Source organism: Vibrio japonicus (genome assembly GCF_024582835.1).
GTDB classification, from domain to species: Bacteria; Pseudomonadota; Gammaproteobacteria; order Enterobacterales; family Vibrionaceae; genus Vibrio; species Vibrio japonicus.
Map to the genome: position 1 here is coordinate 2,563,883 of NZ_CP102096.1, position 21,599 is coordinate 2,585,481.

At 47.0% G+C, this 21,599-nt stretch carries 17 protein-coding genes; 15 read left to right on the plus strand and 2 right to left on the minus strand.

All coding sequences use genetic code 11. The features are described 5' to 3' along the window. Window positions 1–120: 120 nt before the first annotated feature. From pyrB to NP165_RS12210, 9 genes are all read left to right on the plus strand, one after another. A complete protein-coding gene (gene pyrB / locus NP165_RS12170; RefSeq protein ID WP_257084175.1) occupies window positions 121–1,050 on the plus strand; it encodes an aspartate carbamoyltransferase in 930 nt (309 codons plus the stop codon). Between the two features lie 17 nt (window positions 1,051–1,067). Beyond that, entirely contained in the window at window positions 1,068–1,532 is a 465-nt protein-coding gene (gene pyrI, locus NP165_RS12175) for an aspartate carbamoyltransferase regulatory subunit (protein WP_257084176.1), read from the plus strand. 324 nt (window positions 1,533–1,856) lie between these two features. Then, window positions 1,857–2,345, plus strand: a complete 489-nt coding sequence (locus NP165_RS12180) for an arginine repressor (RefSeq protein ID WP_257084177.1) — start codon at window positions 1,857–1,859, stop codon at window positions 2,343–2,345. A gap of 179 nt (window positions 2,346–2,524) precedes the next feature. Next, window positions 2,525–4,315 carry a protein-disulfide reductase DsbD gene (locus tag NP165_RS12185; RefSeq protein WP_257085595.1) on the plus strand — a complete coding sequence of 597 codons (1,791 nt, stop codon included), beginning with the start codon at window positions 2,525–2,527 and terminating at the stop codon, window positions 4,313–4,315. 263 nt (window positions 4,316–4,578) lie between these two features. Then, a complete protein-coding gene (locus NP165_RS12190; RefSeq protein WP_257084178.1) occupies window positions 4,579–5,214 on the plus strand; it encodes a response regulator in 636 nt (211 codons plus the stop codon). A gap of 136 nt (window positions 5,215–5,350) precedes the next feature. Further along, window positions 5,351–5,974 carry a MarC family protein gene (locus NP165_RS12195; RefSeq protein WP_257084179.1) on the plus strand — a complete coding sequence of 208 codons (624 nt, stop codon included), beginning with the start codon at window positions 5,351–5,353 and terminating at the stop codon, window positions 5,972–5,974. A gap of 221 nt (window positions 5,975–6,195) precedes the next feature. Then, window positions 6,196–6,459 carry a DUF4212 domain-containing protein gene (locus NP165_RS12200; RefSeq protein WP_257084180.1) on the plus strand — a complete coding sequence of 88 codons (264 nt, stop codon included), beginning with the start codon at window positions 6,196–6,198 and terminating at the stop codon, window positions 6,457–6,459. 12 nt (window positions 6,460–6,471) lie between these two features. Then, window positions 6,472–8,199 carry a sodium:solute symporter family protein gene (locus NP165_RS12205; protein ID WP_257084181.1) on the plus strand — a complete coding sequence of 576 codons (1,728 nt, stop codon included), beginning with the start codon at window positions 6,472–6,474 and terminating at the stop codon, window positions 8,197–8,199. Between the two features lie 276 nt (window positions 8,200–8,475). Continuing rightward, complete coding sequence (locus tag NP165_RS12210; protein WP_257084182.1) at window positions 8,476–8,961, plus strand: hypothetical protein; 486 nt, start codon at window positions 8,476–8,478, stop codon at window positions 8,959–8,961. 65 nt (window positions 8,962–9,026) lie between these two features. Here the strand turns inward: NP165_RS12210 and NP165_RS12215 are convergent, their stop codons facing one another. Continuing rightward, window positions 9,027–12,446, minus strand: coding sequence for a hybrid sensor histidine kinase/response regulator (locus NP165_RS12215; RefSeq protein WP_257084183.1), 3,420 nt, complete (start codon window positions 12,444–12,446; stop codon window positions 9,027–9,029). A 98-nt stretch (window positions 12,447–12,544) separates the two neighbouring features. Continuing rightward, window positions 12,545–13,723: a 3-phenylpropionate MFS transporter gene (locus NP165_RS12220; protein WP_257084184.1), complete on the minus strand. Its 1,179-nt coding sequence runs from the start codon at window positions 13,721–13,723 to the stop codon at window positions 12,545–12,547. A 466-nt stretch (window positions 13,724–14,189) separates the two neighbouring features. On the opposite strand from NP165_RS12220, the gene NP165_RS12225 reads away from it, so the two are divergent. The 6 genes from NP165_RS12225 (at window position 14,190) to accC (ending at window position 21,448) form a co-directional block, all read left to right on the plus strand. Continuing rightward, window positions 14,190–16,016, plus strand: coding sequence for a DUF294 nucleotidyltransferase-like domain-containing protein (locus tag NP165_RS12225; RefSeq protein WP_257084185.1), 1,827 nt, complete (start codon window positions 14,190–14,192; stop codon window positions 16,014–16,016). A 10-nt stretch (window positions 16,017–16,026) separates the two neighbouring features. Next, window positions 16,027–16,662: a 3'-5' exonuclease gene (locus tag NP165_RS12230; protein WP_257084186.1), complete on the plus strand. Its 636-nt coding sequence runs from the start codon at window positions 16,027–16,029 to the stop codon at window positions 16,660–16,662. A gap of 208 nt (window positions 16,663–16,870) precedes the next feature. Then, window positions 16,871–18,820, plus strand: a complete 1,950-nt coding sequence (gene acs / locus NP165_RS12235; protein WP_257084187.1) for an acetate--CoA ligase — start codon at window positions 16,871–16,873, stop codon at window positions 18,818–18,820. Between the two features lie 292 nt (window positions 18,821–19,112). Further along, window positions 19,113–19,562, plus strand: coding sequence for a type II 3-dehydroquinate dehydratase (aroQ, locus tag NP165_RS12240; protein WP_257084188.1), 450 nt, complete (start codon window positions 19,113–19,115; stop codon window positions 19,560–19,562). A gap of 62 nt (window positions 19,563–19,624) precedes the next feature. Further along, on the plus strand, window positions 19,625–20,089 hold the full coding sequence (gene accB, locus NP165_RS12245) for an acetyl-CoA carboxylase biotin carboxyl carrier protein (protein WP_257084189.1): 465 nt from the start codon (window positions 19,625–19,627) through the stop codon (window positions 20,087–20,089). A gap of 15 nt (window positions 20,090–20,104) precedes the next feature. Beyond that, complete coding sequence (gene accC, locus NP165_RS12250; RefSeq protein ID WP_257084190.1) at window positions 20,105–21,448, plus strand: acetyl-CoA carboxylase biotin carboxylase subunit; 1,344 nt, start codon at window positions 20,105–20,107, stop codon at window positions 21,446–21,448. Window positions 21,449–21,599: the final 151 nt, after the last annotated feature.

Consider the following 21,599-nt stretch of genomic DNA (forward strand, 5'->3'; position numbering starts at 1 on the left):
CATTTCGCACCCTGATTCAGGGACGTTCGCTATTTCTTTTTGCTCTATTGATCCTGTTCAAGCCTCCTATTTTTAGGGGGCTTTTTTTTGTCTGTCATTTACGAGACGAGGAAAACTGCTATGGCGCATTCGTTATTTAAAAAACACATTATTTCCATCCCAGAACTCAGCCGTGAAGAACTTGAGCTGATTGTCGATACGTCGGCAAAACTCAAAGCGGAGCCGAACCCTGAGTTACTAAAAAACAAAGTGGTGGCGAGCTGCTTCTTTGAGCCATCGACTCGTACGCGTCTGTCATTTGAGACTGCGGTTCAGCGCTTAGGCGGAACGGTGATTGGTTTTGATAACGGCGGTAACACCTCACTGGCGAAAAAAGGCGAAACGCTGGCAGATTCTGTGCAAGTGATCGCATCTTATGTGGATGCGTTCGTCATGCGTCACCCACAAGAAGGCGCGGCACGTCTGGCTTCTGAATTCTCCAACGGCGTTCCTATCGTGAACGGCGGTGACGGAGCCAACCAGCACCCAACTCAAACGCTGCTGGATCTGTTCTCCATCTACGAGACGCAAGGAACGCTGGATAACCTTAACGTCGCTTTTGTCGGTGACCTGAAATATGGCCGCACCGTACACTCCCTCACTCAAGCGCTTGCAAAATTCAACAACACACGTTTCTTCTTTATCGCGCCAGATGCACTGGCGATGCCGGACTACATTTGCGAAGAGCTGGAAGAAGCCGGCATCCAGTTCAGCATGCACAGCAACATTGAAGAGGTCGTATCAGAGCTAGATGTGCTTTACATGACACGTGTACAGAAAGAACGTTTTGACGAGTCAGAATACGCACATTTCAAATCGGCGTTCATCCTAACCGCTGACACTCTCAAAGAAGCACGTGACAACATGAAGGTACTGCACCCTCTTCCACGTGTAGACGAAATCACAACCGACGTAGATAAAACCAAACACGCTTACTACTTTGAGCAGGCAGAAAACGGCGTTTACGCTCGCGAAGCGCTATTGGCTCTAGTTCTTAACGACACCCTTTAATTCGCAGGAGAGATATCATGGTGAAAGAAACTCAACTACAGGTAGAAGCGATCCGCAACGGTTCAGTGATTGACCACATCCCTGCTAACATCGGGATCAAAATCCTCAAACTGTTCAAGATGCACAAAACCAACGAGCGCATCACAATCGGCCTAAACCTGCCTTCGTCAGAACTAGGCGCAAAAGATCTGATCAAGATTGAGAACATCTACCTAACCAAAGAGCAGGCGAACCAACTGGCACTTTATGCACCAAAAGCGACTGTGAACCAAATCGAAGAATACAAGGTAGTAAGCAAGTTAAACCTAACCCTACCTGAGTATATTGAAAGCGTGTTTAAGTGCCCAAACAGTAACTGCATTTCGCACGGAGAACCGGTTGAAAGTAAGTTTAAAGTTCAACAAAAACAGGACAATGTGCACTTGAAGTGTCATTACTGTGAAAAAGTATTCTCACGTGAAATCATGACCGAAGCTCGCTAACCACTCGCTTCAATCCCCTAGCGCTGATAGCGTAAATCGTACTGGATATTTATTCCTCGCATGGAATAAATATCCACTTCCCCTCAGAATATTCCTTCAAATCTTGTCTTTATGCATTATTTTTGTTTGGCGATCTTATTCACAAAGCCACACTTTATTTGGTGGTAAACTCCTTTCACACAATAAAGATAAAGTCACCATCAGAGTGATTGCTCAAACATTACTCCAATTGATTTAAAGATTGGCCGAGGGGCACATAAAGGAGCAAAGGGTGCCTTAGTTCACATGGACGGTTTATGTTGTACGTCACGTTAAGGAGTTCCCATGAGTGAAACTCTAAAGCCTATTACAGTAGATTACTCAGAAGATAAAACGCTTACTGCTGCCTGCAAGCGCCTGTTACAGCAACAAAGTTTTGCCACACAAAATGAGCTGCGCGAAGCGCTTATTAATATCGGCTTTGAAGGAATAAGCCAATCCACCGTTTCTCGATTGCTTTCGCAACTTGGTGTCGTCAAGGTGCAGAATGCTTGTGGTAAAAAGGTGTACTGCATTACGGTCGAAACCGCGCCAGTACGTGTAGAGTCTTCAATTTCATCACAAATTGAATTCATCACACACAACCAATCGATGGTCGTGGTAAAAACACACCCTGGCAGCGCGCAGCTTGTGGCTCGCCTTGTTGATATTGATCCTCACACCGAGATCTTAGGCACGGTTGGAGGTAACGATACCGTTTTGGTGATCCCCAAAGACACCGACAAAATTACTGCCTGTGAGAGAGTGGTCAAAGCACGCTTGGGCGTGGCTTAACACCCTGTACTTCCATCGTATTTTGGAGCTCGGCTGACACCCACCCGAGCTCCAAACTTCCCGCATCAACCTTCTACAACGTGCTTATCGCATAATATTTTCTTTCCGCTGAAACTTCTTCATCCTTTCTCATGTCTTATTGAGTTAAAATGAACAAAATTAACTCAAGTGACTCACTTATGCGCGCCGTCTTTTCGCTATTTATTCTCTGCATTTCAATCGTTTCCACACCAGCGCTGGCTGTATTTGGCAACTCAAACTCAGGACTAAGCTTTGATAATAAAGAGCGATTTGTTCCTGTCGATGAAGCATTCCCACTGAATTACTTCCAGCAAGGTAATCGCGTACTGATCGACTGGCAGGTTAAGCCTGAGTATTACCTCTATCAACACCGCATATCGATCAGCGGAGAGAAGGTAACAGTAGGCGGCATCCAAATGCGCGATGGAGAACCGTATAAAGATGAGTTCTTTGGTGATGTGAATATCTACACCACGCCTCTGTTTGTTGAAGTAGACCTGTCTGATTACCAAGATGGCGCGCGGCTGATTGTTCAGTATCAAGGGTGTGCGAAAGCGGGTTTCTGTTATCCACCTGAAACGCGCATCATTGATATCACAAGCTTTGAGTTTTCGGATTCGAACAGCGTAAACCCACCAGCGAGTAACGTGGATTCGACCTCTGGTACACCAACACCAAGCTCTTCCACTCCAGTTTCTGAAGACTCTAACCTTGCGTCTAAGCTCAGCGATAGTTGGTGGACGCCGTTACTGTTTCTCGCCTTAGGGGTGGGCTTAGCGTTCACACCATGCGTGCTACCTATGTACCCAATCTTGACCAGTATCGTTTTAGGCAGCGGAAAATTAAGCCATCGCCGCGCACTGGGGCTGGCCTTTATCTATGTACAAGGCATGGCACTGACCTACACCCTACTCGGCTTAGTTGTTGCGTCCGCAGGCATGCAATTTCAGGCGGCAATGCAACATCCATACGTGCTCATCGGTTTGAGTGTTCTGTTCATTGTATTGGCGATGTCGATGTTTGGCGTTTACAACCTGCAACTGCCAAACAGTGTACAAACTTGGTTAAACAACCTGAGCAACAAACAGCAAGGTGGCAACTCACTCGGCGTATTCGCGATGGGCGCAATTTCTGGCTTGGTCTGCTCGCCTTGTACGACAGCGCCATTATCAGGTGCGCTGCTGTACGTTGCACAAAGCGGTGATTTACTTACTGGTGGGGGCGCGCTTTATGCCCTAGCAATAGGAATGGGTATTCCATTAATCTTGGTCGCGGTATTTGGCAACAAACTACTACCAAAAGCGGGCAACTGGATGGAACGCGTGAAAACGCTGTTTGGCTTTATCTTACTTGCCGCGCCAATCTTCTTGTTAGAACGTATTTTACCTGAAATCTGGTCAACCGGACTTTGGTCAGCACTTGGCATCGCGGCGTTTGGTTGGCTTTACCACATTAAAAACTCGCTAGAGTTTGGTGGCTGGAAACAGAGTGCCGTTGGCATTATCGCTGTTTTGGGCTTGTTTGCGTCTGCGCAACCCGCTTTGAACTATTGGTTTGGCTCTGAACAAACGAAGCCGCAATCTTCTATCGAGTTCACTCGTATCGCTACGATAGCCGAGCTCAATACACAACTTGAACAAGCAAAACTCAGTGGCAAGCCCGTCATGCTCGACTTCTATGCTGATTGGTGTGTGGCGTGTAAAGAGTTTGAGAAATACACCTTCCACCAGCCTCAAGTAGAAGCAAAACTGGATAACTTTGTCCTTTTGCAAGCCGATGTCACTAAGAGCACGCCTCAAGATATCGCGTTGCTGAAAGAGATGAATGTATTGGGCTTACCCACTATTGAATTCTGGGATGCGAACGGTGAGCATGTTTCCAATGCGAGATTGACTGGATTTATGGAAGCACAGCCGTTCTTAGAGCATTTGGACACCCATAAGCTTTAAACTAAACATCGTCACCTTGGTCGCTTTTTTACGCGCAATAGCGACCAAGGTCGAACTCCCGTTCATGCTCGTGATTCTCTCATTTTTGCGATGCTTCTTTGCCGAAAATGACCCATGTTTTATTGCTCAGCCTGCATTCAACATTGATATGCAACATTTCGAATAAAACCCGATAGAGTTCAGACTTTTAGCGAATAAACATTGTTACGTAACACAAAGATGACAATAATTCTATTAACCAAACTGTTATAAGTGTTTACGTCATGGACTCGACCTACACCATCATCATCGCTGACGACCACCCTCTTTTTCGCAACGCACTCTTCCAATCTGTACATATGGCAGTCAGTGGCGCGAACTTACTAGAGGCGGACTCTCTCGATGCGTTACTTGCTGTTCTCGCGAAAGAAGACGAACCCGATCTACTGCTGCTCGACTTGAAAATGCCAGGGGCAAACGGAATGTCTGGCCTTATCCACCTTCGCGCCGAATACCCAGATCTACCTATTGTCGTGGTCTCTGCCAGCGAAGAATCTTCTGTCGTCACGCAAGTAAAAAGTCATGGCGCGTTTGGGTTTATTCCTAAGTCGAGTGACATGCGTGAGTTAGTGAGTGCTTTAAACCAAGTTCTTAATGGTGAACCGTTCTTCCCTGAAGGCTCAATTACCAACAATGCTGCATGCAGCGATTTAGCAGAGAAAATTGCCACACTCACACCACAGCAGTACAAGGTACTGGGCATGCTATCGGATGGATTGCTGAACAAGCAGATTGCTTATGAACTTAACGTTTCTGAAGCGACCATCAAAGCGCACATGACGGCAATCTTCCGCAAGTTAGGCGTAAAAAACCGCACCCAAGCAGTTATCTTGCTGCAACAACTCGAATCTCAGTCTTAATTCACTGTAATTTAACGCAATTGAGCCCAATTTAAGCTATTGTGACTAAGTCCGGCTAACGGGGCTCCTGAGCACTCCCTCATCCCGTCGCCAAGTATGTTATCCCTCTGTTTCACTAACTCTGGGAGCCTAAAGCTTGCTTAGTATCTTAATTACTCAATTCGTTGTTTTGTGGGCAGTCATCGACCCGGTAGGAACCGTGCCTGTCTACCTTTCACAAACCCATCACCTCACTGCCAAACAGCGCCGATTGGTGGCACTAAAGGCGGTAGGTATCGCTACATGTGTTCTTTTGTTCTTCCTGATCGCAGGCCAACTCCTTTTGGAAGCGATGCAAATCCCGTTACCCGCATTTCAAGCGGCTGGCGGGTTAGTGTTGCTGCTGTTTGCGCTGAGCATGATCTTTGGTGAGTCAAAACCTGATCAAGAAACCAAACTATCGGAAGAAGTCAGTAAATCTGATTTGGCCAACCTAGCGGTGTATCCATTGGCGATCCCTTCCATTGCGTCACCTGGCGCGATGATGGCAATCGTAATGTTGACAGATAACCACCGTTACTCATTGCTTGATCAGGGAATGACCGCAGGCGTCATGTTACTGGTCCTGGTGATTACATTGCTACTGTTACTTGGAGCAACACACATCCAAAAATGGATTGGGAATGTTGGAGCAGCCATCATCAGCCGCGTAATGGGGTTAATTTTGGCCTCGGTCGCGTTAAATAATCTATTAATGGGTATTAAAGACTTCTACGTTTAAAAATATATTCGATTTGAGGTGGTTAATTATTAGACTTTTGGCTTAATTAACACCGCGTTAACATCACAAAAATACCACGCCAAATAAATAAGCACCTGTTTTTAAGGTGCTTTTTTATTTTTTCCTCACGACTAAAGTTGAAAAGAGTTCTTGCCAACACCTTGCTAATGTACATGGTGAAACATTTTTTTAACAACACAACAAATCGTAAGGAGGCGGCAATGGCATTTGAAAGTCAGGAAAAAGCCAAAGCCTACTGGGACAAAAACGTAAAACTCATGATTAATCTGATGATTATCTGGTTTGTCGTTTCTTTTGGGTGCGGAATCTTATTTGTCGACGTGCTCAACCAATTTCAAATAGGCGGCTACAAACTAGGATTCTGGTTTGCTCAACAAGGTTCGATTTATGCGTTCCTCGGTATTATTTTCTACTACGCGTGGAAGATGCGCAAAATTGACCGCGAATTTAACGTGGATGAGTAAGGAGTCACTCAGATGGATTTGAAAACAATCACTTACCTCGTTGTTGGTGCGACCTTTGTCCTTTACATCGGTATCGCGATTTGGGCACGTGCTGGTTCAACTAAAGAGTTCTATGTTGCAGGCGGTGGCGTAAACCCTATCGCGAATGGTATGGCAACAGCAGCGGACTGGATGTCAGCAGCATCGTTTATCTCTATGGCAGGTCTTATTGCCTTCATGGGTTACGGCGGCTCGGTATTCCTAATGGGTTGGACAGGCGGTTACGTACTTCTTGCTCTACTTCTCGCGCCTTACCTACGTAAATTCGGTAAGTTCACAGTGCCAGAGTTCGTAGGTGAACGTTTCTACTCAAAAGCAGCACGTATTGTAGCGGTTGCGTGTCTTATCATTGCATCGGTCACTTACGTTATCGGTCAGATGAAAGGCGTGGGTGTTGCGTTTGGTCGTTTCCTAGAGGTGGATTACTCAACTGGTCTATTGATTGGTATGTGTATCGTATTCATGTACGCGGTTCTTGGCGGCATGAAAGGGATCACCTACACGCAGATTGCTCAGTATTGCGTACTCATTCTTGCTTACACTATCCCAGCAATCTTTATCTCTCTGCATCTAACAGGTAACCCATTCCCTCAAATCGGTTTAGGTAGCACCCTGACGGGTACAGACGTTTATCTGCTCGATAGGCTCGACCAAGTGGTGACCGAACTCGGCTTTAGTGAATACACTACGCAAGTACGTGGCGATACACTAAACATGTTTGCTTACACCATGTCTCTAATGATTGGTACAGCAGGTCTGCCACACGTAATCATCCGTTTCTTCACGGTACCGAAAGTACGTGATGCACGTACATCAGCGGGTTGGGCGCTAGTGTTCATCGCAATTCTATACACAACTGCACCAGCAGTATCTGCGATGGCTCGTCTAAACCTAATGGATACTGTTAACCCAGCACCGGGTCAGCACCTTGCTTATGATGAGCGTCCTGATTGGTTCAAAAACTGGGAAAAAACAGGTCTGCTAGGCTTTGATGATAAGAACGGCGATGGCAACATCCAGTACACGTCAAATCCTGAAACAAACGAACTTCGCGTTGATAACGACATCATGGTACTGGCTAACCCAGAGATCGCGAAACTACCTAACTGGGTAATCGCACTGGTCGCAGCGGGTGGTCTGGCAGCAGCGCTATCAACCGCAGCAGGTCTACTACTGGCGATTTCGTCGGCGATATCGCATGACTTAATCAAAGGTGTGATAAATCCGAATATCTCCGAGAAGAAGGAGCTACTTGCGAGTCGAATCTCGATGGCGGTGGCAATTGCGGTGGCCGGTTACTTAGGCCTTCACCCACCAGGCTTCGCCGCAGGTACAGTAGCACTGGCGTTCGGTCTGGCAGCCGCGTCCATCTTCCCTGCACTGATGATGGGTATCTTCAGCAAGAGCATCAACAAAGAAGGTGCTATCGCAGGTATGATTACTGGTATCAGTATTACTCTGTTCTACGTGTTCCAGCACAAAGGTATCCTATTCATCGCGGATTGGACTTACCTAGAAAGCTGGGGAAGCAACTGGTTCCTAGGCATTGAACCAAACGCATTCGGTGCAGTAGGTGCGGTATTTAACTTCGCAGTCGCTTACGGTGTATCTAGAGTTACAGCAGAAACACCACAAGAAGTGAAAGACTTAGTTGAACACGTACGTGTACCAGCAGGTGCCAGCGACGCTGTAGACCACTAATCTCATAAGATAAACCACATTAGCCCCCTTTTGGACTACCCGTCAGGGGGCTTTTTTATTATCCTCATTCATACCAGTCTGAATTAGTAGATGTTCAGATAATTGCGCAGGAAAAATAGCTTAGAACACGGCATGAATTGCAGCTAACTAGTTATTCTAATTACAAAATTCATAACAAAGTTATAAGCAATTTTAACCAGCAAGAATGACCAGATACTGATTTAGAATGGTATTTAGGTAATTTAGGCCAAATAACGTTGTAGCAAGGAAGCCCAAATGTTTAAAAACAAGCACTTAATCATCGCAATGCTCGTCGCCCCAATTCTGTCACTCATTGCTTACTTCGGTACGGACATGGCACTCAGTGAAAAGCCGCATGCTGCGCAAGAAGGGGAAACCTACAAGCTCGTCTCAAAGTCGAACTGCCGCTATACCAGTGGCTTATGTGGTATGGAAAATGGCGAATTTAAAGTGTTGTTCCGCTCTGAAAAACTGACCAATGCGAAACTGGAATTATCGATGGAAGCCAAGTTTCCACTAGAAGGTGTCAAGCTCTCGCTGGTGGATGAACAAGATAAAATGGCTAAACCCATTGATATGAAAGCGGCAGGTAACGAAGGTAAGAACTGGTACATCAGCTTGCCAAAACCAAGCTCGGCAGAAAGTTGGTTGCGCGTGGCCATTCAGTCTAACGGTACAATGTACTACGGCGAAACCCAGACCGCGTTCATTAAGTATGAAACCTTGTTTACTGACCAATAGACACAACGTTAATGGTGTAAAAAAACCTGCTCAACGCAGGTTTTTTTGTTTAATTTAAAGTCCTTTTACACACTGTTTAGGATAGCCCGGAGTTTCAGCGGTTTGACCGGTTTAGGGATAAAACTAAACCCATTTGATTTGATGCCATCCATCATATCGCTGGTTCGGTCGGCACTGATGATGACCCCTTTGAAACTATCCCCTAAACGTAAGCGGCACTGCTGAAGTACTTCTAGACCTGTTCGTCCGTCATCAAGGCGATAGTCTGATAAGATCACATCTGGATGCCATTCCTCATCAATCGACCTTAAGCTCTCGACAATATCTGTGGCTATCCGCACGTCACATCCCCAACGTGTCAGAAGATTTTCCATCCCAACCAGTATGTCTGGTTCATTATCGACACAAAGTACATTTAGGTGACCTAATTCAGACACACTGCTTACCGGAACAACCTGCGGCTGAGCTTGCGCTTTCTCACTTCGCTTCAAGGTAATAGAAAACACGCTGCCTTCTCCCGGCCAAGAACGCATCGAGATCTGGTGACCTAATACATGCGCGATCCCTTTAGATATCGCGAGCCCAAGTCCAAGACCTTGGTCAGATCGTACTTGGCTTCCTCGGTTAAACTCTTCAAAGATTTCCTGCTGCTTATCTTCGTCGATCCCTGCCCCATTATCCCAGACATCAATCCGCGCTTGCCCACCTAAACGACGCACACCCACCACCACTTTACCTCGTGGGTTATAGCGAAAGGCGTTGGTCAAAAAGTTTTGCACCACACGGCGCAGCAATTTAGGGTCAGACTGAACAATCAGGCTGCTCGGCACCATCTCAAACTGAATACCTTGCTGTTTGGCTAACGCGCTGAATTCTGCGTTCAAGTTGGACAAAACATCGTTGATCGCAAAGCTATGGATATTCACATCAAGCTTGCCCGATTCGAGGCGAGAAATATCCAGCAAGTCACCAATCAAGTCTTCCGCTGCCTCCAACGCACTTTCGATATGCCGTGAAAGCTGTTTGGTTTCTTCCTCTTTTGCCACCTCTGACAGCGAAGAGGCAAACAGCCTTGCAGCATTAAGTGGCTGCATCAAATCGTGGCTCACCGCCGCCAAGAAACGCGATTTGGATTGCGATTCTCGTTCGGACTTCTGAGTGGCAGACACCAATTGTTTGTTCAGTTTTTCCAACTCTTGCGTACGGGCCTGTACGCGTTCTTCCAAAGTTTCATTGGCATCTTTCAATGCACGTTCCGCATCTCTAAACACCGTGATATCCGTAAAGCTCATCACAAAGCCACCACCCGGCATCGGATTCCCTTGAACTTCAATCACCCGTCCATCAGGGCGAGCGCGAGAGGAAGTATGTCGCGTTCCCTGCTCTAAGTGGAAGATGCGGCGACGGACATGCTTTTCTGGATCGCCAGGGCCACATAAGCCTTGCTGCGCGTTATGTCGTATCACATCTTCAATTGGTCTTCCGACTTGAATAAGACCAACGGGGAAGGAAAACAACTCCAGATAACGTTGGTTCCACGCCACCAGCCGGAGCTGCTTATCAACCACCGCAATACCTTGACCAATATGTTCAATCGCGCCTTGCAACAAGCCTCGACTAAAGTCATACAACTCAGAGGCCTCATCCACAATGGTCGCGACCTCTTCGAGTTGCATGTTCCGCCCTTGCAGCGCCGATGTCAGAACCAGCTTGGCAGAAGCAGCACCAAATACGCCCGCCAAGACTCGCTCGGTATGACGAATCAAGGTCGAAGGCGCTTGTTGGTTCGGCATCATCGTATCGTGCTGCTGTGCCCAATACTGCTTAAACGCATTGCGTACCCGTTGCCGTCCGACAAAGCGGGAAGCTAACATTTCCAACTCCCCCACCGTGACTCGGCTTTGGTACAAACTCATGTTTTCGTTTTCTGGCAAAGGGATACCAATAAACGATGCGGATTGAAGACGTTCGCTCAGGCTCGCTCGTGTCAGCATGGAAACCAATATGTAACAAACGGCATTACCTACTATGCTAAGCACGATGCCCCAATCTGAACTCTGAATACCGGCAGCTTCTAGATAGTCAGGCGGCGTCACTAGCCACAATAGGAAGTTAGTGCTGGCGTCTCCTGCAAGCATATCGGTTTGGCTCATCAAGGTGATTAACCAGATCGTGAAGCCAAATGCCAACCCGACATAGGCCCCTTTACGGTTACCTTGTCGCCAATACATACCACCGATAATAGCCGGAGCAAACTGGGTGATAGCGGCAAACGAGAGAAAACCTATCGCGGATAACGAATGAATCGTACCCAGTGCTTGATAAAAGCCCCACGCCCCCAGCAATAAAAGCACGATTAGGCCGCGGCGAACATTCAAGAGCAATCCAGAAAAGTGGCGATGGCTACGCTGAGTCAAACGCATTCTGCGCAAAACAAGAGGCATGACTAAGTCATTCGACACCATGATCGCCAGCGCAATGGTCGATACTATTACCATGCCACTTGCCGCCGAGGTCCCTCCTAAGAAGGCAAGCAACGCAATGTCTGTAGCGCCTACATGCATAGGTAAACTGATAACAAAGGTGTCTGGGCTTGTCCCACTGAGTACACTTTCTCCCACCCACGCAATAGGGAGTATAAAAATCCCCATCAAAACTAAATAGAGTGGAAACAGCCAACGGGCGGTATGAAGATCCTGAGCTCGCTCATTTTCCACCACCATGGTATGGAACTGACGCGGCAAACAGACGATCGCCATCATCGTTAGAAATGTATGGATAATGAGCGTAGGTACGTTGGGAGATTCGTAAGTTTGCGCGGCGATTTCCATAAGTTCGATATCTCGACTACCCACTGCGAGATAAATAATGAAACACCCGACAACCAAAAATGCGACTAACTTGACGATGGATTCAAAGGCGATTGCCATCATCATGCCGCGGTGATGTTCGGTGTTATCAATATGACGAGTACCAAACAACATTGTAAAAATGGCTAACGCGCCGACAACAAACCAAGATACGTCATAACTGTGGTTGCTGGTCAGTTCTGGAGCAATGATCTCCAGCCCCATGGTGATGCCGCGCAGCTGCAACGCAATGTAAGGCAGGATGCCAGCGACCGCGATTAACGTCACCACGACCGCCAAGCCTTGAGACTTACCGTATCTCGCAGCAATAAAGTCAGCGATGGACGTGATGTGTTCTCGCTTTGCGGTAATGATCAAGCGAGCCAGTATTCGCCAACCAATCGTAAAGACAATTATCGGTGCAAGGTAAATGGGTAAGAACGACCATGGGTTGTTACTCGCCTGCCCCACGGTTCCATAAAATGTCCAAGACGTACAATACACCGCAATGGATAAGCTGTAGATCCAAGGTCGCCATTTTGCCAACCACCTAGTGTGCTTATCACCATGCCAAGCAATAAGAAACAGTAGTCCGAGGTACATCAGCAGCACCAAGATTACCAGCCAACCTTGCATCAGATATCCTTATCGTAGTTATTATCCATAAAAAAACCTCTCCACGCGGGAGAGGTTTCATTTAACTAAGGATCATTGTTTATCTCAATGAGTTAGCGCTAATTCTGTGGTTCAGCTTTCATAACCTTCTGTCTAGGTTCACGCTTGGGCTCAACTTGAATAAAGAGAGCCAGCACGCCCATCAACGCCATCGCCCAAAACACGTTCGCGCCCCAGTTTTCATATCCCCAACCACTTAGAGTCGTCATCAGAGCGATGAATGCGCCAAGCGGAATCGCGTTATAAAGCGCTTGCAGAGCCACGATCTTATGTTGTTCAGAGTGTTGGATGTACTGAATGGTCGCAATGTGCGCCATCGCAAATGTCACGCCATGCAAGAGCTGGATCATGACCAATGCAGCAATCGCAGTCGTAGACGCCGTCAATCCCCAGCGAGCAATCACACCCAGCGATGCCACAACAAACAACGTACGCAGTGACCAGCCTGAAAATAGTCGCTTGCTCAGTGCAAATACAGCCACTTCCGCCGCAACCCCCAAACTCCACAAATAACCGATAATGTCTTCTGAGTGACCCGCTTCTTTCCAATAGATAGAACTAAAACTGTAATAAGCGGCATGACTACCTTGAATAAGTGCCACTAAAACCAAGAACTTCACCACGGGTTTTTCTCTAAGTAGTTCAGACAGCTTTGGTCTTTCGGTATGCGCTTCAACCGTCGTGACTGGCATCGGGTTCGTCTTACGCATACTAAACAACAGAGAAGCAAACACACCCGCTAGCGCCGTATAGATGATCATATCAGAGCCATATTTCGCCACTAAGAAGCCGACAACCGTAGAGCCTGCGATAAATGCGACCGAACCCCACAAACGTGCTCTACCGTAATCCAACATTTTAAGGCGGGAGTAGTAGTTCGCCATGGCGTCAGAGATAGGAATGATAGGGCCACAACACAAGTTAAATAAGATGGTCGCTAATGCCATCAACCAGAAGTTGCCGCCAGTGAAAAAGTGAAACGCAACAAAGAGTAGCGCGGCAAAACTGAGCCAACGCAGCGCTGGCATGAGATGTTCTACTTTGTGAATTCGAGGCGTCAGAATCATATTCGCAACGCAGCGGGTCGCAAAACCAATACCGACAAGCAAACCAATATCTGTAGGAGAGACACCTTGCTCTTCAAACCAAAGAGCCCAGAAAGGCAAATAAACGCCGTAAGCGAAGAAAAATCCTGCGAAATATTGGGAGATCCATCCATAGGGAGACGGAGTAAGCATAAAAACCTCAAATGCATATGAAAAAGCGAGTTAGGGTCTGTTGACCTTTCGAGCTGATTTTTGCAGCATTTTGTGGGTTCTTTATACAAGGCAGAGGCTTTGAAATGTAGTTGTTCTACCTGATAAGCCGATAACGTAGTAGAAAGGGCCCACAAACGCTGCCCGAAGGGTTCGGCTAAAAGCGTTTTACTCTTTGTTGAGAGGTATTTTGCTTAGAATGACTAGGCTACAAACCTCTCGCCGCGATTAAAACGCTTTTATCTCGAACAAAAATTAACCACGAAAGATTAACAGACCCTAGTATCACTCTTTTTCATATGGATAAAAAGGGAATAATCTTCACCACTCCGTTTCCTTATTGTTCTCTGGCGAGTATTACGACCATCGTTCGACCAAAGTCGTCTGGCAGTTCGCCGGTAATTTGTCACACTTGCAAGTATGGCCTCTTTGTACTTATCGGTGAATCATGCCTGACAAATTTAACATGCACGCGCCCCCTTTTGATTGCTTGGACGATGAGCAGCAGTACAGGCTCCGTTCTTCGTTGGATGTCGCCTATTTTCGGGATAAAGAGACCGTATTAACCGCAGGTAAAGAGAGCGAGCATCTGCTGGTGCTGATCAAAGGTGCGGTGGAAGAGCGTTCACAAGATGGTTCAGAGATCTTTGCCCATTACGCCAATGATGATCTATTTGATGTGCGAGCACTGTTTGAAGGCAAAACACGACACACCTATGTGGCGCTCGAAGACACTCTCGCCTATTTACTTCCCCAATCTGTCTTCTTGGATCTCTACAACGAAAATGGCCAATTCGCAGCCTACTTTGATAACAATTTAGCCAAACGTCAGGAGCTAATAGAAGCGGCGCAACAGCAGCAAAACCTAGCGGAATTCATTCTGACTAAAGTCGATAAAGACATCTATCACCCAGCGATGATCCTACAACCCGACCAACCGCTGAACGAAGTCACGAAAACACTAAAATCTAACGGTATTGATTCCGCATTAGTCAGGCTGGATGACAACGACGCTCGTCTCCAAGATGCCCCTCATGAACTGCCTTACGGCATCATCACTCGAACCAATATGCTGCATGCCGTGATGTTAGATGACCACCCGCTCGATACGCCCGTTGGCAAAATTGCAACGTTTCCCGTGATTCACGTCGACGACGGGGATTTCTTGTTTAATGCGATGATCAAAATGACGCGCAACCGTATGAAGCGTGTCATGGTTGCAGATGGAAAAGACGCGGTAGGCATGCTGGATATGACTCAAATCCTAAGTGCCTTCTCGACACACTCTCATGTTATCACTCTCAGCATTGCCCGCTCATCAAGCATAGAAGAGTTGGCTATCGCCTCGAATCGACAACGTCAGTTGGTCGACTCACTCTTAAACAATGGGATTCGCACTCGATTCATCATGGAGCTTATCTCTGCGGTTAATGAACAGATCATCGAAAAAGCGTTTGAATTGGTTGTCCCACCCGCGCTTCACGATCATTGCTGTCTCGTGGTTCTGGGGTCTGAAGGTCGTGGAGAGCAAATACTAAAAACCGACCAAGACAACGCACTGATCGTGAAAGACGGACTTCACTGGCATCAATGCGAATCGGTCATGGAAAAGTTCACCCATACGTTACAGCAACTTGGTTACCCTCTTTGCCCCGGCAACGTCATGGTGAACAATCCAAAATGGGTCAAAAACCAATCAGAATGGAAAAAAACCATTACCCAATGGGCCAAAGCAACCTCTTCCGAACAAATCATGGATCTGGCGATTTTCACCGATGCCCATGCAGTGGCAGGCAACACCGCATTGCTTGAACCCGTTAGGGAACACTTGGGTAAACTGATGCTCAATAACATGCTGGCGTTGCAAGACTTTTGTCGCCCGGCCCTCCAATTCAGCCTTCCATTGACTCTGTTTGGCAACGTAAAAAGCGACAAAGAAGGTATTGACCTAAAAAGTGGCGGTATCTTTCCAATCGTCCATGGAATAAGAACGTTGGCGCTCGAGTATGGTATCGAAGACAACAATACCTTTGAGCGTATCGAGAGCTTGCGAAAACGGAAAATACTCGAGCCAGAAACGGCAGACAATCTAACAGAAGCGCTCAAGCTGTTTTTCAAATTACGCCTCGTACAGCAGCTGGCCAATCAACATAGCCATAATAAGATTGACTTAAAGCAGCTCGACAGAACAGAACGAGATCTTCTGCGACATAGCCTCCATGTCGTGAAAAAATTCAAACAATTCCTTGGCTATCACTACCAGATCCGAGACTGAGGTTGATGACATGAACGCACTTCAACGATTGTACTGGTATTACAAGCTGAAAGGTTCACCCTATCGGCCTCTGTTCGCTTCTGTGCAAAAATCGGAGTACGTGTCACTGGACTGTGAAACCACCAGCTTGGACCCAAATAGGGCTGAGCTGGTGACCATTGCAGCCACTAAGATTATCGACAATCGAATCATCACCAGCAATCCATTTGAAGTGAGGCTGAGAGCACCACAATCTTTGGACTCTAGTTCAATTAAAATCCACCAAATACGCCATCAAGACCTCGCCGATGGCATTGATGAAAAACAAGCTCTGATCAGGCTGCTCAACTTCATTGGTAATCGTCCTTTGGTGGGCTATCACATTCGCTATGACAAGAAGATCCTTGACTTAGCGTGTAAAAGACACCTTGGCTTCCCATTGCCAAATCCTCTCATTGAAGTCAGCCAGATCTATCATGACAAACTAGAGCGCCACCTCCCTAACGCCTACTTTGATTTGAGCCTAGATGCGATCTGTAAACACCTCGATCTACCACAGCAACACAACAAGCATGACGCCTTACAAGATGCGATTTCAGCGGCTCTCGTCTACGTCCGCCTAACAAAAGGTGATCTGCCTAGCTTAAATTTGCCTTATTCACGTTAGACGTCCTATCGATCAAACTCTCAATTTCAGACATAAAGAACTAATTTTTAAGCAAAAAGACCCCTATCATCCTAAAGTCTAATTGTCGAATCCGACCCTGTGCTGGAAAGTTATAGACATAGGGATTTTGTATAACTTAAATCGTTTTAAACGGACACCAGCTTCATTTCACCGACACCGGCTGAAACGAAGCGCAAGGAGAGAAGCAATGAGTGAAGCCCATATTTATCCGGTAAAAGAGAACATCAAAGCAAACACGCACGCGGATAATGACACCTACCTAGCCATGTACGAGCAGTCTGTGAAAAACCCAGAAGGATTCTGGAGCGAGCACGGAAAGATTGTTGATTGGATCAAGCCGTTCACTAAAGTGAAAAGCACTTCATTTGACACTGGCCACGTTGATATTCGCTGGTTCGAAGATGGCACACTCAACGTTTCTGCAAACTGTATCGACCGTCATCTAGCAGAGCGCGGTGACGAAGTTGCTATCATTTGGGAAGGCGACGACCCATCAGACGACAAAACACTGACTTTCAACGAACTGCACAAAGAAGTGTGCCGTTTCTCTAACGCGCTGAAAGAGCAAGGCGTACGCAAAGGCGATGTGGTTTGTCTATATATGCCAATGGTACCGGAAGCGGCTGTCGCTATGCTGGCATGTACCCGTATCGGTGCGGTTCACACGGTCGTGTTCGGTGGTTTCTCACCAGAAGCGCTTTCAGGCCGTATCATTGACTCAGATGCAAAAATTGTTATCACTGCAGACGAAGGTCTACGTGGTGGTCGCGCAGTTCCACTGAAGAAAAACGTCGATGAAGCACTGACCAACCCAGAAGTAAAAACCATTAATAAAGTAATCGTTCTTCAGCGCACTGGTGGTGATGTTGAGTGGCACGAGCACCGCGATGTTTGGTGGCACGAAGCAACTGCAAACGTATCTGACAACTGCCCACCAGAAGAAATGAAAGCAGAAGATCCGCTATTCATTCTTTACACCTCTGGGTCTACTGGTAAGCCAAAAGGTGTTCTACACACCACAGGTGGCTACCTAGTGTACGCTACCATGACCTTTAAGTACGTATTTGACTACCAACCAGGTGACACCTTCTGGTGTACTGCGGATGTGGGTTGGATTACTGGTCACACATACCTGATTTACGGTCCACTAGCGAACGGCGCGAAAACGATTCTGTTTGAAGGTGTGCCAACTTACCCTTCAACAGCTCGCATGAGTGAAGTCGTCGACAAACACCAAGTCAGCATTCTTTACACTGCACCAACAGCGATTCGTGCATTAATGGCAAAAGGTGACGAAGCTATTCAAGGCACCTCACGTCAAAGCCTACGCGTGATGGGCTCGGTAGGTGAGCCAATCAACCCTGAAGCGTGGGAGTGGTACTACAAAACCATCGGTGAAGAAAAATCCCCTATCGTGGATACTTGGTGGCAAACTGAAACTGGCGGCATCTTGATTACGCCACTGCCAGGTGCAACTGAGCTGAAACCAGGTTCTGCAACACGTCCATTCTTTGGCGTACAACCAGCATTGGTTGATAACATGGGCAACGTTATTGACGGCGCGACAGAAGGTAACCTTGTTATTCTAGATTCGTGGCCAGGTCAGATGCGTACAGTTTACGGTGACCACGACCGCTTTGAACAGACGTACTTCTCAACCTTCAAAGGCATGTACTTTACAGGTGACGGTGCACGCCGTGATGAAGATGGCTACTACTGGATCACAGGCCGTGTAGATGACGTACTGAACGTATCGGGTCACCGTATGGGTACGGCAGAAATTGAATCTGCGCTAGTGGCACACCATAAGATTGCCGAAGCGGCGATTGTAGGTATTCCTCACGACATCAAAGGCCAAGCGATTTATGCTTACATCACGCTAAACGATGGTGAGTTCCCATCTGCAGAACTTCACAAAGAAGTGAAAGACTGGGTTCGTAAAGAGATCGGTCCAATCGCTACGCCAGACGTTCTGCACTGGACAGACTCTCTACCGAAGACTCGTTCAGGTAAGATCATGCGTCGTATCCTACGTAAGATTGCAACAGGTGATACCAGCAACCTAGGCGACACTTCAACGCTGGCAGACCCAAGCGTGGTTGATAAGCTGATTGCCGAAAAAGCCGAGCTTGTTTAAAGCAACAACATGAACAAAAGCCGTCACATTCGTGGCGGCTTTTTCGTTTATAGCGAAACAAAATTAGCCACACGCAAAGAGCGGCTATTACCGTTTTTGTTATCTTGGTTACAAAAATTCCGCCCTAGGCTGGGAGATTAGACCAGTAAATTGCTGCTAAATGCGCTGAATTAGCTATAATCTGGGTCTATTTCAAAGATTCAGCCTAATTTTTCACAATGAAACCATGCTGAGTCAGCGATAATATGGGAATATTCTAGTTCGTATCATGAAATAGGAAGATAGCGACACAATGACAGCAAAATTACGCATTCTTGTCTTAAATGGTCCTAATCTCAACCTGTTAGGTCTTCGTGAACCCGCACATTACGGTTCTCAAACCCTAACACAGATTATCGACTCACTCACTGAACAGGCGCTAAATGCGGGCGTCGAACTTGAGCATTTACAGTCTAATCGAGAGTACGAACTGATTGAAAAGATCCACGCAGCTTATGGCAACGTGGATTTTATCATTATTAACCCAGCAGCGTTCACTCATACCAGTGTCGCTCTGCGTGACGCACTGTTAGGCGTTGCTATCCCATTTATCGAAGTACATCTTTCGAATGTACATGCCCGTGAGCCTTTCCGTCACCACTCGTACCTGTCTGATAAAGCAGAAGGCGTGATTTGCGGATTGGGTGCTCAAGGTTACGAATTTGCTTTGTCTGCTGCCATTACTAAACTTCAGGCACAGTAACAACACACACTCTGCAGCCCTATTGGGGCTGTCTTATTCACAAGATAAAAGAGAAAGAAAAGATGGATATCCGTAAAATCAAGAAGCTTATCGAACTAGTTGAAGAGTCTGGCATTGCTGAGCTAGAAATCTCTGAAGGTGAAGAGTCGGTACGAATCAGTCGTAATGGCCCAGTAGCAGCACCTGCTCCAGTTCAATATGCGGCAGCGCCTGTAGCTCCGGCTCCTGTTGCAGCAGTAGCTCCAGCGGCAGCACCTGCTCCAGCAGAAGCGGCGGCACCTGCAGTACCAGCAGGCCACCAAGTTCTTTCTCCAATGGTAGGTACTTTCTACCGTTCTCCAAGCCCAGACGCGAAAGCATTCGTAGAAGTTGGTCAATCTGTAAAAGCTGGCGAGACACTATGTATCGTTGAAGCAATGAAGATGATGAACCAAATCGAAGCTGACAAATCTGGTGTTGTTACCGCTATCCTAGTTGAAGATGGTCAAGCAGTTGAATTCGACCAACCACTTGTTGTTATCGAATAATAGAGGCCCTCTCTTATGCTAGATAAAGTAGTCATCGCGAACCGAGGTGAAATTGCACTTCGTATTCTTCGCGCTTGTAAAGAATTAGGTATTAAGACCGTAGCAGTACACTCTACTGCTGACCGCGATCTTAAACACGTACTGCTAGCGGACGAAACTGTGTGTATCGGTCCTGCTCGTGGTATTGATAGCTACCTGAACATCCCACGCATCATTTCAGCAGCTGAAGTAACAGGTGCTGTGGCGATCCACCCAGGTTACGGCTTCCTATCAGAGAACGCAGATTTCGCAGAGCAAGTTGAGCGCAGTGGCTTTATCTTTGTTGGCCCTAAAGCGGACACTATCCGCATAATGGGTGACAAAGTGTCTGCAATCACAGCAATGAAGAAAGCTGGCGTTCCTTGTGTACCAGGCTCTGATGGTCCACTTGATAACGACGAGACAAAAAACAAAGCGCACGCTAAACGCATCGGTTACCCAGTGATCATCAAAGCATCTGGTGGCGGCGGCGGTCGTGGTATGCGCGTAGTGCGCAGCGAAGCAGACCTGACCCAAGCCATTGCGATGACGCGTGCGGAAGCGAAAGCAGCGTTCAACAACGACATGGTTTACATGGAAAAATTCCTAGAAAACCCACGTCACGTTGAAGTACAGGTAATCGCTGATGGTCAAGGTAGTGCAATCCACCTAGGTGAACGTGACTGTTCAATGCAGCGTCGTCACCAGAAAGTGGTTGAAGAAGCGCCAGCTCCAGGTATCACAGAAGAGATGCGTAAGTACATCGGTGAACGTTGTACTCGTGCATGTCTAGAGATTGGTTACCGCGGCGCAGGTACGTTCGAATTCCTATACGAGAACGGTGAGTTCTACTTCATCGAAATGAACACTCGTATCCAGGTAGAGCACCCAGTAACAGAAATGGTAACGGGCGTTGACCTAATCAAAGAACAGCTACGTGTTGCAGCAGGCCAACCTCTGTCGTTCACTCAAGACGACATCAAGATCCGCGGCCATGCCATCGAATGTCGTATCAACGCAGAAGATCCTGAACGCTTCCTACCTTCACCGGGTAAGATCGAGCGTTTCCACTCTCCAGGCGGTATGGGTGTTCGTTGGGAATCGCACATCTACACAGGCTACACAGTGCCACCTCACTACGATTCAATGATCGGTAAGCTGATCACGTTCGGTGAAAACCGTGATGTTGCGATCGCACGTATGAAGAACGCTCTTGGCGAGATGATTGTTGAAGGCATCAAAACAAACGTGCCTCTACAAGTGTCAATCATGAATGACGAAAACTTCCAACACGGCGGTACCAACATTCATTATCTAGAGAAAAAACTCGGTCTTCAGTAATTCTTAGCTGAATCCAATCAAAATGCTCACTTCGGTGGGCATTTTTTCTTTTGGGCAACATTTTTGGTTTTGAATGCCATTTTTAGTTTTGCATACGAACGATACTCAAATAATGAGCTCAGTTCTGCTACACTCACCGCCAATCAATATT